The 12,695-nt window shown below is 58.0% G+C and carries 12 protein-coding genes; 8 read left to right on the top strand and 4 right to left on the bottom strand.

Annotation, left to right across the window (positions count from 1 at the left end):
* Positions 1–10 precede the first annotated feature (10 nt).
* On the top strand, positions 11–1,645 hold the full coding sequence (locus MHK05_RS05225; RefSeq protein WP_239205290.1) for a peptide chain release factor 3: 1,635 nt from the start codon (positions 11–13) through the stop codon (positions 1,643–1,645).
* Positions 1,646–1,727: 82 nt separating this feature from the next.
* Here MHK05_RS05225 and MHK05_RS05220 read toward each other — a convergent pair whose 3' ends face one another.
* Together MHK05_RS05220 and MHK05_RS05215 are read right to left on the bottom strand one after the other, a co-directional pair.
* Positions 1,728–3,293, bottom strand: a complete 1,566-nt coding sequence (locus MHK05_RS05220; RefSeq protein ID WP_034660315.1) for an aspartate-alanine antiporter-like transporter — start codon at positions 3,291–3,293, stop codon at positions 1,728–1,730.
* Positions 3,294–3,445: 152 nt separating this feature from the next.
* Complete coding sequence (locus tag MHK05_RS05215; protein WP_239205288.1) at positions 3,446–4,315, bottom strand: patatin-like phospholipase family protein; 870 nt, start codon at positions 4,313–4,315, stop codon at positions 3,446–3,448.
* Between the two features lie 25 nt (positions 4,316–4,340).
* Here MHK05_RS05215 and MHK05_RS05210 point away from each other — a divergent pair, with 25 nt between their 5' ends.
* The 3 genes from MHK05_RS05210 to MHK05_RS05200 are packed head-to-tail and all read left to right on the top strand — an operon-like array spanning position 4,341 to position 5,631.
* Positions 4,341–4,682 (top strand): hypothetical protein, encoded by a 342-nt coding sequence (locus MHK05_RS05210; RefSeq protein WP_234288113.1) that lies wholly within the window; start codon positions 4,341–4,343, stop codon positions 4,680–4,682.
* 11 nt (positions 4,683–4,693) lie between these two features.
* The gene (locus tag MHK05_RS05205) at positions 4,694–5,071 is read left to right on the top strand and encodes a hypothetical protein (RefSeq protein ID WP_239205286.1); all 378 of its coding nucleotides are present in this window, start codon (positions 4,694–4,696) and stop codon (positions 5,069–5,071) included.
* A gap of 20 nt (positions 5,072–5,091) precedes the next feature.
* Positions 5,092–5,631, top strand: a complete 540-nt coding sequence (locus tag MHK05_RS05200) for a gamma carbonic anhydrase family protein (protein WP_200287904.1) — start codon at positions 5,092–5,094, stop codon at positions 5,629–5,631.
* On the opposite strand, the gene MHK05_RS05195 is transcribed toward MHK05_RS05200, so the two are convergent.
* Positions 5,628–6,281 (bottom strand): hypothetical protein, encoded by a 654-nt coding sequence (locus MHK05_RS05195; RefSeq protein ID WP_239205284.1) that lies wholly within the window; start codon positions 6,279–6,281, stop codon positions 5,628–5,630. The genes MHK05_RS05200 and MHK05_RS05195 overlap by 4 nt on opposite strands.
* Before the next feature lie 231 nt (positions 6,282–6,512).
* On the opposite strand from MHK05_RS05195, the gene MHK05_RS05190 reads away from it, so the two are divergent.
* The 3 genes from MHK05_RS05190 to MHK05_RS05180 are packed head-to-tail and all read left to right on the top strand — an operon-like array spanning position 6,513 to position 10,701.
* Positions 6,513–8,891: an MMPL family transporter gene (locus tag MHK05_RS05190; protein WP_239205282.1), complete on the top strand. Its 2,379-nt coding sequence runs from the start codon at positions 6,513–6,515 to the stop codon at positions 8,889–8,891.
* The gene (locus MHK05_RS05185) at positions 8,884–9,483 is read left to right on the top strand and encodes a TetR/AcrR family transcriptional regulator (RefSeq protein ID WP_239205280.1); all 600 of its coding nucleotides are present in this window, start codon (positions 8,884–8,886) and stop codon (positions 9,481–9,483) included. The genes MHK05_RS05190 and MHK05_RS05185 overlap by 8 nt, the downstream gene beginning before the upstream one ends.
* Positions 9,484–9,525: 42 nt before the next feature.
* Positions 9,526–10,701 (top strand): DUF6882 domain-containing protein, encoded by a 1,176-nt coding sequence (locus MHK05_RS05180; protein ID WP_239205278.1) that lies wholly within the window; start codon positions 9,526–9,528, stop codon positions 10,699–10,701.
* On the opposite strand, the gene MHK05_RS05175 is transcribed toward MHK05_RS05180, so the two are convergent.
* Complete coding sequence (locus tag MHK05_RS05175; RefSeq protein WP_239205276.1) at positions 10,678–11,721, bottom strand: 3-hydroxyisobutyryl-CoA hydrolase; 1,044 nt, start codon at positions 11,719–11,721, stop codon at positions 10,678–10,680. The two genes, MHK05_RS05180 and MHK05_RS05175, sit on opposite strands and share 24 nt — an antisense overlap.
* A gap of 68 nt (positions 11,722–11,789) precedes the next feature.
* Here MHK05_RS05175 and MHK05_RS05170 point away from each other — a divergent pair, with 68 nt between their 5' ends.
* Positions 11,790–12,587 (top strand): HAD family hydrolase, encoded by a 798-nt coding sequence (locus MHK05_RS05170; protein WP_239205274.1) that lies wholly within the window; start codon positions 11,790–11,792, stop codon positions 12,585–12,587.
* Positions 12,588–12,695: the final 108 nt, after the last annotated feature.

Here is a 12,695-nt window from a genome sequence, read left to right as displayed (position 1 = left end):
ACTATGCCGCATGAGTTCTGTCGTTTCTGAGGCCTCACGCCGCCGCACGTTTGCCGTCATCGCCCACCCGGATGCTGGTAAGTCCACGCTGACGGAGGCGCTGGCGCTACACGCACACGTTATTAATGAGGCCGGCGCGGTCCACGGCAAGGGCAACCGCAAGTCCACCGTGTCTGACTGGATGGACATGGAGAAGGACCGCGGTATCTCCGTGGCTTCCTCAGCGCTGCAGTTCGAGTATGCGCCCGAGGGACACGAGGGCGAGCCCTACATGATCAACCTGGTTGATACCCCAGGCCACGCGGATTTTTCTGAAGATACCTACCGCGTACTCACCGCGGTAGATGCGGCAGTCATGCTTATCGACGCCGCCAAGGGCCTCGAGCCCCAGACCCTCAAGCTCTTCCGCGTCTGCAAGGCCCGCGGCTTGCCCATCGTCACCGTGATCAATAAGTGGGACCGCGTGGGCCGCGAGCCCTTGGAGCTCGTTGATGAGATCGTCAACGAAATCCAGCTGCAGCCCACCCCGCTGTACTGGCCGGTGGGCATCGCCGGTGACTTCCGCGGTCTGGCGCATATCAATGATGACGGCGAGGCGGATGAGTATATTCACTTCATCCGCACCGCAGGTGGTTCCACCATCGCACCGGAGGAACACTTCGACCCGGATTCCGCCGGTGAGAAGGAAGAAGATGTGTGGGAAACCGCGGTCGAAGAGGCCGAGCTCCTCGCCGCCGATGGTGCCCTGCATGATCGGGAGCTTTTTGAGCAATGCGTGACCTCCCCACTCATTTTTGCCTCTGCGATGCTGAACTTTGGTGTGCACCAAATCCTGGATACGCTGTGTGCCATTGCCCCGGCCCCGCACTCGCGCGAATCTGATCCTAAGGCGGTTGAGGCTGCCACCAGTGCTATCGACGAGGTCCGCGAAGTAAGCGATGAATTCTCCGGCGTCGTCTTTAAGGTTCAGGCAGGCATGGACCAAAAGCATCGCGATAACTTGGCCTTCATGCGCGTGGTCTCCGGCGAATTTGAGCGCGGCATGCAGGTGCACCACGCCCAGTCTGGCCGCAGCTTTTCCACCAAGTATGCGCTGACCGTCTTCGGCCGCACGCGCGATACCGTGGATACCGCCTATCCGGGCGATATCGTAGGTTTGGTCAACGCCGGCTCACTCGCGCCTGGTGACACCATCTACTCCGGCAAAAAGGTCCAATTCAAGCCGATGCCTCAGTTCGCCCCTGAGGCTTTCCAGATTCTGCGCGCGAAGTCGCTGGGCAAGTACAAGGCCTTCCGCAAGGGCCTGGATCAGCTAGCAGCCGAGGGCGTGGTTCAGATTCTCAAGAACGAGGCCCGTGGCGATGCCTCGCCGGTCATGGCGGCGGTTGGCCCCATGCAGTTCGAGGTCATGCAGGCCCGCATGGAATTCGAATACAACGTAGAAACCGCCACCGAACCCATCCCCTATTCCGTGGCCCGGCGCACCGATGCTGAATCCGCCCCGGAACTAGGCCGTCAGCGCGGAGTGGAGATCTTTACTCGCCAAGATGGCGAGCTCATCGCGCTCTTTGGTGATAAGTGGAAGCTCGCCTTCATTGAGAAAGAACACCCAGAGCTGACCATGGAAACGCTGGTGGCGGATTAAAGCAGCACTGCTTTCTTTTCTCTACAAGACAAGCAAAAGGCCGCTTCCCATTCTTGGGAAGCAGCCTTTTTCGGTTGCCCGGTTAAAGCATCAACATCACTGGGACAACGGCGATTTTGACCACCTGTGCCACCACAATCGTGGCGGCGTAGCCGATCATAATACGCGAGTCGGAGCTAAGCCCCGTGGCGTAATTGACTACGGCTGGCTGGGCAAAAATGCCGGAGAGTCCGCCGACGGTGCGAGTTTCAGATTGCCCCATGAAGCGATTCGCCACGGCGAACAACACAGCAGCCACCGAGGTAACAATGGCAGCAAGGATCATGCACTTCAGCCCCATCCAGGAGAATGCGGTGGACAGGAATGCCTCACCAGAAGATAGGCCCACGGATGCCAAGAAGATGACGAGGCCCCACTGCTGGAAGGCGGTATTAATGGAGGCCGGAACCTGCCACGGGATGCGGCGGGTGCGGTGCAGCGCGCCGAGGATCAGGCCGGTAATCAGCGGTCCGAGTGCAAAGCCCAGTTCGAAGGAAGCGCCTCCCGGCATCGGTACTACGACCTGGCCGAGCAGGTAGCCCAAGAAAAGACCGCCGCCTAGTGCCACCCAGTTCAACTCGGAGTAGGACTTAACGGAGTCACCGAAGTAATCCCGGATATCGCCCAAACGGTCAAACTTCACGATGAGCTCCAGCGTATCGCCAGAGGCCAAGTGGGTTTCATTATTGGCTAGGAACTCCTCGTCGCCACGCTGTACGCGCACGATGCGGCCGCCATAGCGAGAAAACAGGTTCAACTCCTCTACGGTGCGACCGGCAATATCCTGGTTAGATACAGCCACGGTTTCGATGACCAGGCGCTTATCCACGAACGGAGTCTGCGGCTGGCGCTTGCCCAGCATTTGGGTGAGCTCACGGGCCTTAGCCTTGGTGACCATCACGCGCAGGATATCGCCCTTGTGCAATTCGGGGCGATCGCCGGCAACCCGGACCTTATTACCGCGGCGAATGGTAGCGATAACAAAGTGATCCTTGAACTGTTCTTCCAAATCATCGTAGTTCACGTCTTTGGTAACGCGAATGGTGCGGGAACGGAAGATCTTGGAGGCAGAATTGTCCTTATCGTGCTTGGCGGGCCAATTCTGCTTGAGCAGGAATGCCACGACCAAAATGGCCACCGCCACGCCCACGGGATAGCCCAGCGAGTAGCCCACGGCGGGTAGCTCTTCACCGGTTTGTTGCTGGGCAACTGCCAGCGACGGCGTCGAGGTCGTGGCGCCGGCAAATACACCAACGGAAGCCAAGGTATCCAGCCCCAGCATGCCACCAAAGAGGAGGGCTGCGCCCGCAGCCACCACAATCGCAATGGCCGCCGTGAGCATGTGCTTCATCTGCTTGGAAAAGCCCTTGAAGAAGCGCTCACCAGCGGAGAGCCCCTGCATATAAATAAAGAGTCCCAAGCCCAGCTCTTGCAGGGAGCTTAGGATGTCTTTGTCCAGGTCAATAAACGAGCCGAAGGCCAAACCCACAAAAAGCGTGCCGGCCGCGCCAAAGCGCAGCGGCCCGAAAGGAATCATGCCAAATAACGTGCCGAGCAGCACTATGAAAAAGATGCTCAGCCATATATTTCCATCAAAAATTGCTAACACGCTGGAATAGTTTAGGCATTTTCCAGCAAAGTGCCACGTGAAAGACACTTTCTTCAAAGCCTGCACTCGGCATCGCTACTGCTTAGACCAGTTTCACCGTCGACCGACCACCCCCAGCAGCGGTACATCTCACAGCAACTATCCAAAGTAAACTAGTCGAGGAGGAATTCCTTCCACCGCGGCCACTCCGTATAGGTCTGGGCTTTACCCGCTTGATAATTCGCGCTCAGCTTGTGCACATTGCGCTCGGTAGAGGCCACTTGCATGTCCTCCGGAAAAAATAGTTGGGCTTTACCTTGGCGTTCCAATTCCACAAGGCGGTCCTTGGCGGCATTGTAGATAGCGGGGCGGGATATAAGGGCGTCGGCAATAGCGGGGTACCTGCGGAAGATGCGGCGGATTAAGGCCGGGCGCGCCACCTCAGGACGTACATACCCACGCGGCTTAGTACCGATGAAAAGGAACTTCTCGTAGCCGGCCTCCTCCGCTTGCGCGATGGTGATGCCGCCGGAAGAGCCCAATGCGCCATCTACATATGGTGCACCGTCGATAAAGCGCATCGGCATAATCAGTGGCAATGTGGACGAGGCTCGCACCCGCACAAAAAGATCCTCCGGGGTGTGAACATCCTCGCGCGTCCAATAAACGGACTCGCCGGTATCCGCACGCGCTGCCGCCAGCACCATATCGGCTGGGTGCTCGCGGTAAGCCTTCCAATCAAAGGGCAAATCCTTATCCGCAGCGCGCTCGTAGATATATTCCGCATTAAAATAGCCGGATCCACGCACCAGCGAGCCCACGCCGCCAAAGCTGGGATTCTTGGCAAAGTCCGTAAACGACTCTTCCGCACGCCGGGCATCGCGCGATAAATAATTAACGGTGTGAGATGCCCCGGCTGAAACACCGCCTACCCAACCAAAGTCCACGCCTTCTTCGATGAGCTTAACCATGCAGGCGGCGGTATAGGAATTGCGCATGCCGCCGCCTTCGATAACGAGTGCGGTGTTCTTAGCGTCAATCATGATGCCCCATACTACGCTGGACCCAATGAAGCGCATTTTCCGGCAATTACTCGCGGACGAGGAAGGCACCTTCGATATCGAAACCGGCCAGCAACCCCGCACCGGGTTTGCCTACGCCCCTACCGCAACGGCGCTACTGAAAGCAGATGAGCCCACTCCGGACGCGATACGCACAGCCCTCGCACGAGCCAGGCGAGAGGGCGCACGCTATTTCAGTACCTGGCGCCACCCAGGCGGCCCTTTAGTATTTTTTGCTACGTCGGTTACCCAAGACGAATCTCTCGCTCGCGAGCACGTTGCCGCCACGGGACAACGCACCTACTTCGATCTAGAGCGCGGCCACACCGTTACCGTGCGCGCTCACTAGGCTAGAGGCTTATGGGATTAAAAGATGCACTTGCTCGGCTCACCGGCACGCAGTCCCCGCGCTTAGCGCACCCCGATTCCACTGCCCCCACTGCCCAGGTGGAAAGGCTGGAAATCCACACCGCCGGCTCATTGATCATAGTGGTCACCAATCAGCCCGGCGCGGAGGTTCTGCGCGAGGTAGCCCGCTCCCGCGAGTCGGCCACCCTGGTTTCTCCCACCGCAACGGTTCATTTCCCGGCTGCGAAGAAGGATGCCCTGCCCATCAAGGATCCCCGGCGCGGCTGGGTTATTCCGCTTACGCCCGCGCTTGCCGACGCCCTCTTAGACCACCTTCCCCGCCCCGGCGAATATGAGCTCTCCTCCGCCTTGGCTTTAGTAGTCGAATAACTTTTGAAAGGAATCCGCACATGCTCCTGTTGCCCTTTGCTGGAAAGAAGCCACGCATCCATCGCAGCGCGTGGATTGCCCCTAATGCCACCATCATTGGAGACGTTGAAATCGGCCCGGAATCCTCCGTGTTTTATGGCAGCGTGCTGCGCGGTGATGTTGGGGAAATTCGGATCGGTGCGCGGTGCAATATTCAGGACAACTGTGTCTTCCACGTGGAAGAAGATACCCCCTGCGTACTGGAAGATGATGTCACGGTGGGGCACATGGCAATGGTCCACGCCGCACACGTGGAGGTAGGTTCTTTAGTTGGGATGTCCTCCTCGCTACTTTCGCGCTGCACTATAGGTGCGGGCTCGCTTATCGCCGCCGGTGCCGTGGTACTGGAGGGCACAGAAATCCCGCCGCGCAGCCTCGCCGTCGGCGTGCCGGCCAAGGTCCGCCGCGAACTCAGCCCAGAGGAGTCGGAAGCTTTCATCCCACATGCGGCGCGCTACGTGGAGTGCGCCCAGCGCCAATCTAATGAGGCATTAAGCCTGGATGAAGTCCTCTTCGATTAGAGCGACAATACGCCCATGAGGATAAGAAAGATCGCCACGAGGTAACCACCAAAGAGCGCCACTTGGGTGCTATTGGCACGGGCAGCGGCAAAAAGCCTGCCCGCCGCCGAATCGGGATGTGCGCGCACCACAGCGATAAATAGGCCGCAGATGGTAGGCAAGGATAGAGCTAGGCTGGCATACCACACTAGGCCTCCATATTGTGCTGCTGGAGAGATATCTTCTGTGGCCAAGTGCATGAGCCCGTAATAAAAAGGCACCGAGGTCAGTGATTGCACCACACCCATCACAAAGCCGATGAGTGCCGTAATCAGCGACGGCGTGCGCAACGGCTCTAATAGCCGGTTGACCAGGGCATTGGGTTGCCCTTTGGAACGCCACGAGCCGATAGCCACTGCAATACCAACTGCGACCAGCACCCAGCCGGCAATGGGCGAGCTCAAAATGGCCTCAATTTGATCTTTTACCCCAAGCAGCAAAAACATGACCACGGCCGCTGCAACGAGCACCCCGACCCAATCTCCTACCACCACCAATGCGGCGATGCGCCGGTACTTACCGCGGGGCAAAATGATGCCGACGGCCACAAGGATGCCAATAAGCAAGGCATTAACGGAATCCAAAAGGGCGAAACTAACGGCATGGAGCATGCCGGATAGTCTACCGCTCCACGCCGAAATCTCCGACGCTGCAGAGATTGAATGTTTTATCTCTCGAGAGCGTCAATTTATGATGCACCACACGTACCTTTGCGTACACTCAGTAATTTTGCATAGACTGTGCAATGTTTCTTATGAAATGCAATCTTTGCTCGCGGATCGCATATCCGCGCTTATCCGCGCGCATAACATTGCCCGTTCACTCGACTAGAAAGCACGCATATGTCTAAATTTCTCTACCGACTAGGAAGTTGGTCATACCGCAAGGTATGGCCCTTCCTGGCCTTTTGGCTTATCGTCTTGGTGGCCATGGTGGGCCTAACCGCCGGCTTTGCCAAGTCGCCGAACCCCAACTTCTCCATGCCGGAGATGGATTCGACCACCACCCAAGACAAGATGATGGAACGCTTTGGCCAAGACACCGATGCCATGAGCGCTCCCGAGGGCACAGTGGTTATCCAAGCACCGGAGGGCAAAGACCTCACCGATAAGCAGGTGGCCGGCGAGGTGGATAACCTCCTCGGTGACCTCAAGGACACCGGTGCGCTCAAGGACCAAGACAAGCTGGTCAGCCCGGTTATGGCCGCCGCTGGCATGGAAAAGCAAATGGGCGAAAAAATGAAGGCCCAGCACATGCCGGAGGAGCAGGTGAAGAAGAACCTGCAACAGCTCTCCCCTCTCAGCGAGGATAAAACTACCGGTACCGTCACTATTACCTTCAACGCCGACAATGTCATGGACATCCCGGAAGAGGATATGACTGCGGTAACGGATGCGTTGAACAAGTACGACGAGGGCGAGCTCACGGTCAAGTACCAGGGCAATGCTTTTAACTCCGCTGGTCAAGAGATGGGTGGCAGCGCCGAAGTTATCGGCATTATCGTTGCCGCAATCGTGCTGCTGATTACCTTCGGTTCCTTCGTCGCCGCCGGCATGCCGCTTATTTCCGCCATCATTGGTGTGGGCATCGGCATCCTTGGCGTGCAGGTTTCCACCGTATTCACGGATACCATTTCCGATATGACCCCGACCTTGGCCTCCATGATCGGCCTGGCGGTCGGCATCGATTACGCACTATTTATTGTTAATCGTTTCCGCAATGAGCTCATTACCTCTTCTGGCCTCAATGATCTTTCGTCTAAGGAACTAGCCGCAGAGCTCAAGAAGATGGATAAGGCCACCCGTTCTCACGCCATGGGCATGGCGCTGGGTACCGCGGGCGGTTCCGTCGTCTTCGCCGGCACCACCGTGGTCATTGCCTTGGCCGCTCTGACCATCATCGGCATCCCGTTCCTGGGCACCATGGCGATCGCCGCGGCAGCAACGGTCATCATCGCAGTGCTCGTTGCCAATACCTTTATCCCTGCCCTCCTGGGACTTTTGGGCACCAAGATTTTTGCCGGCCGCGTCCCCGGCCCCAAGGTGCCGGACCCAGAGGACGAAAAGCCCACCATGGGTCTGCGTTGGGTGCGCCGTGTGCGCGCCCATCCGTGGCTGCATCTTATCGCCGGCGTCATCTTGCTGGGCATCCTGGCTGTACCATTCGCCCAGCTGCGCTTGGCCATGCCCACCGATGGCACCGCGAAGCCGGGTACCCCGCAGCGCGAGGCCTATGAGATTACGGCAGATGCCTTTGGCCCAGGCCGCAATGCGCCAATGATCGCCTTCGTTGACGTAGCTAACGTGTCCGAACAGGATCGCATGCCGGCGTTCCAGGACCTGCTGCAGGAATTCAATGGCACTTCGGGTGTAGAAAACGCCCAGATCGTGCAGACCACTGACAACGGTGATGCTGCACAGATCATGATCACGCCAACCACTGGCGCCACCGATGAAGAAACCACCGAGACCCTCAACCACCTGCGCGATTACCAGGGTGAGTTTGAAAAGACCGGTGGCTCCTACGGCATCACCGGCATCACCCCCATCTTCGATGACATTTCTGAGCGCCTCAATAACGTACTCATTCCTTATGTAGCCATCGTGCTGGGCTTGGCCTTTATCGTCTTGATGCTGGTCTTCCGCTCCATCTGGGTGCCGCTTATCGCCGCAGCCGGCTTCGCGCTCTCCATGGCCGCCACCTTCGGCATCACCGTAGCCATTTGGCAGGAGGGTATGTTCGGCATCGTCGATGACCCGCAGCCGCTTCTTTCCTTCCTACCCATCATGCTCATCGGCCTTACCTTCGGCCTGGCCATGGACTATCAGGTTTTCTTGGTCACCCGCATGCGCGAGGGATTTGTCAATGGCAAGACGGCTGGCAACGCTACCTCCAATGGCTTTAAGCATGGCGCCCGCGTGGTAACCGCTGCGGCCCTAATCATGATTTCGGTCTTCGCCGCCTTCATTTTGATGGATGAGCCGTTTATTAAGACCATGGGCTTTGCCCTGGCTGCTGGCGTGCTTATCGACGCCTTCGTGGTCCGCATGATGATCATCCCGGCCACCATGTTCGTGCTGGATAAGAAGGCATGGTGGTTCCCACGTTGGTTGGATAAGATCACCCCAAACATGGATATTGAGGGAGAGGCTTTGCACTCTGAGCGCGAGGAGCTCTTGCGCACCCAACGGGAGAAGGTAGGCGAAACACACCGTGACTAGTCTGCGCGAAGAAAAGAAGCGAGCTACTCGTCAGGCCATGGCCGATGCGGCAGCGCGCCTCGTCCTCGACGGTGGCGCTGAAGCTGCCACGGTTTCAGGCATAACTGCCGCCGTCGGGGTTTCCCCGCGCACCTTCCATAACTACTTCTCCTCGGTTTCTGATGCGCTACTGTCCTTTGGCACCAATGTGCTTGCCGAGTTTTCTAAGGAAGTGCCCACTGTCTTTCCTAACTCATCTATTTCTGAATTCTTCGAACAGGTAACGCTCGATGCCACCGAAAATGAGGGAAAAGAGCTGCATTCCATCACCTCTCTTTTCACTATCGGCGAGGCTTTAGAAAACTTGAGCCATACCACAGAAGAGCGCCAACAATTCCAGGTCGTATCCGAGCAAGTTTTGGAAGCTTTCCACCAACGCGTTCCGGATAAATCGCGCTTTGAGGTCGCGGTCATCCTCCAGGCCTGTGCGGGCGCCGCCGCGGTGAGCATGAAAGAAATCCACCGCCGCTCCCAGGCCGAAGAATCACTGAGTGCTCACGCCAAGCATGAGATAGTACGCACGGCCTTTGCTACCGTGCGCGCCATCGACTAGCTAGCCTAATGGGCGCTTTAATCCGTATGCTCGGCAGTAGTTATGGATAAGAAAGCCCCTATATCGAGCACCGCGCATAATGCCCGCTTCATTCAGGCGGGCGTTAATGCCGCATTTCAAGACCGCATTGGGAAGGCGACCGACGTGGAATTTAATTTCCTCGGCCCCTCCACGGACGATAAAGGCAACTTTGTCACCGATCAGCTAGTGGAGGCGAGAATAAGTTCCACGCGGCAGGTTTCTGATTTCCGTGGCGTGCGGCTAGCCGTCATTTCTGCCGGCACCTGGCACTGGACCACCACGGCCACCGAGAATTATGCTGATTTGCCACAGAGTATCTCGATGACGAGAGACCCTGAAAGCATGATTGCTTTAGCTTCCCTCATCGTGGGCAATATGCCGATACTTCGCGCCCAGCAGGGTGAGCACGTGGCTATCGTTGCGGTAGATTTTCACCCTCGCCTGGAGTTTCGCCAGGCCCTGCTGCACGGCCTGCGGCACAGCAGAGCGGACGAGGATGAAAAGGTCCCTACCCTCACCCTTGCTCGTTACTTGGACATGGACTCCACCGAGGAAGAGCCGTACGTGCATTTTTCCGATGGCACCACGGTGTGTTTCGAACCAGCCGACCACGGCGTGCACAAGATTTCCAGCATCACCCCGGGTTTTAGCGCCACCAGCATCCTCGAGGATGCCTTTTATCTCGGTGTGGAGAACCAACTCTATTTCCAGGGCCGTTTCCCCGCCGCCACAATTGACCTCGATGTAGACAAGGCCACCGCTACCGTGTCCTATCGCGGTGGGCAGTTTGCGGCGAAGGCGGTGCTTATAGCCACCATATCCGCTGAGGAATTCACCTGGGCTTGGGCCGATCCTTCGCTTAAGGACTCTGCGGCCGCCCGGTGGGCAGGCAGTTTGGCACGCTTTGGCATGAACGAGGTCGTCCCCGAGTTGGTTCGCCCACACCTTCCGCTCCAGCTGGCGCGCAGGCAACAACTGCCCCACCTGGCTTTGCCTATCCTTGGCATCTGGACGCTGGCTGGCACTACGCTTTCCGACGGCCGCGTGGGCCTCGTCCTCCTCGATGCGCCGGAGCTGCACTTGCCCAAGCCTACGCCCACCGCCACAGCGGCAACGTTAGAAGTTAGCCCTCCCGATTGGCTCGATGCAGATCGTGCCCGCGCCGCCTACGCGTCATTTCGCGGGGTGGACGTGTAGGGCGCTGCGGATGGCGTCCACGTCGACGTCGTCAAGCGCGGCAGGCGTAAATGCCGCATCGTTAGTTTTATCCACCAAAACCGCACGCACTCCCTCGGCGAAGTCCGCCCGCCGATACATAAAGGCGCCCAGATTGGTTTCCATGTCCAGCGCCTCCCGCACGCTGCTGCACTCCTGCTCGGCGCGGAATAGCTCCATGGCTGCGACGATAGAGGTGGGGCAGGCCTGCGCAGTCAGCTCCCCTACCAGCTGCTTGAGCTCTGGGTGACTATCCAAGGCCGCGGTGATATCCTGCCAGGTCTCGTGGGAGAAGGCGTCTTCGATGGAATCAATAAGCTCAATCAAAGCGGGCTCACCCGCGGGTTCGGTGGCGTGCTGGGCTAGCGCTGCGGCCATGCCCTGCTCAATTACCGCGTGAGCAAAAGCCTCTGCGTCTGCCACGTAGTGAGTGGCCAACCCACTCCACAGGAGGTCTGCGGCGTACATGCGATACCCGGTAATACCCCAGAACTTCGCTAGCTCGGGCGAGGCCTTTCCGCGCGTTCCCACCGCGCGCTGGGCGGCATAGGCCATGCCTACGTCGGTGACGTAGCCGATATTCATCTCTGGCATAGAAGCAAAGGTCTTATCCGTAACTACTCGATGGGATCCATGGGCGGAGATACCCAGGCCACCTCCCATAGCGATGCCATCGATGAGCGCGATAACTGGCTTGGGATACTCCGCGATATCGCCGTTTAAGGTGTATTCATCCGCAAAGAACGTGTCGACTTCGCCTAATTTTCCTTCCTGGACCCTTTCGCGGGCATAGCGGACGTCACCACCGGCGCAATATGCCTTTGGGCTGGCCGAGAGAAAAAGCACCTGCTCCACCTCATCGTTTTCACGCCACTGCGCTAGCGACGCCGCGATGAGTTCTACCAACTCCGGGGTGAGGGAATTGAGAGCCTTGGGACGGTTGAGTTCAATCACTCCGGTATGGTTACGGATTGAGGACACGATGGGTGAAGCGTTGGTCATACCCCCTAGTGTGACACACAGCTCACCCCCTTAGCCACCATTGATTGATTCACAGATAGGTTCGGATTTTGCTCCCACAGCTCATCGCCCTGGATATGGACGGCACCCTACTGGACGGCAACGGCCAGCTTCCACCAGATTTTTCCGCGATCAGCACCCGCGCCCGCCAGCTCGGCGTCACCCTTGTCCCTGCCTCGGGCCGCCAGCTTGCCACCCTGCAAGAAATGTTTCCGCATGAAGATACCTTCATTGCAGAAAATGGCTCCGTCGTCGTGCACGATAATCGGGTCATTAGCGCTACTACCCTGCCCACCGCGGCAGTCCGCGCCGTCGTTGCCGCTCTCCGCACTGTCGACGCCGCGCATACCGTCGTGCTGTGTACCCCAGATACCGCTTTTGTCCACAAGGGCGCCGATGAGCAGGCCCGCGCAGAAATTTCCAAGTACTACAGGTCAGTGGAATGGGTAGATGACCTCGGTGCCCTTCTCGACGCGGACATCATCAAAATCGCGGCTTACTGCGCCGACGGCAGCGAAAAGCACCTCCACCAGCCTCTCCTCGCGGCCGTTCCGGAGCACAATATCGCCATTTCCGGCGCCGTCTGGCTCGACGTCATGGCCGCGGGCGTCAATAAAGGCGAAGCGCTACACACCATGGCCGAGCTCCTCGCGGTTCCCATGTCTCGCACCGCCGCCTTCGGCGATTTCCTGAATGACTACGAGCTCCTCCGCGAGGCCGGCACTGCTATCGCAATGGAAAATGCGCACCCAAAATTGAAAGAAATCGCCGATCTCATAGCCCCACCCAATACCGAATTTGGTGTCATGACAGTCCTGCGTCAGCTTTTTGACAGCGAAGAGTCCTAGAATCGAATTTTCGTCTCCGGCCCGCGTGCCGCTTCTTTACTTCACCCTCATGGGAGAAAACCTCGTACGCAGGCTAAAATAGTCCGTTTAGAAAATATACGTAGTGCT

The sequence above is a fragment of the Corynebacterium nasorum genome, assembly GCF_022347325.1.
Lineage (GTDB): Bacteria > Actinomycetota > Actinomycetes > Mycobacteriales > Mycobacteriaceae > Corynebacterium > Corynebacterium kefirresidentii.
This window is presented reverse-complemented; position numbering and strand designations above follow the sequence as displayed.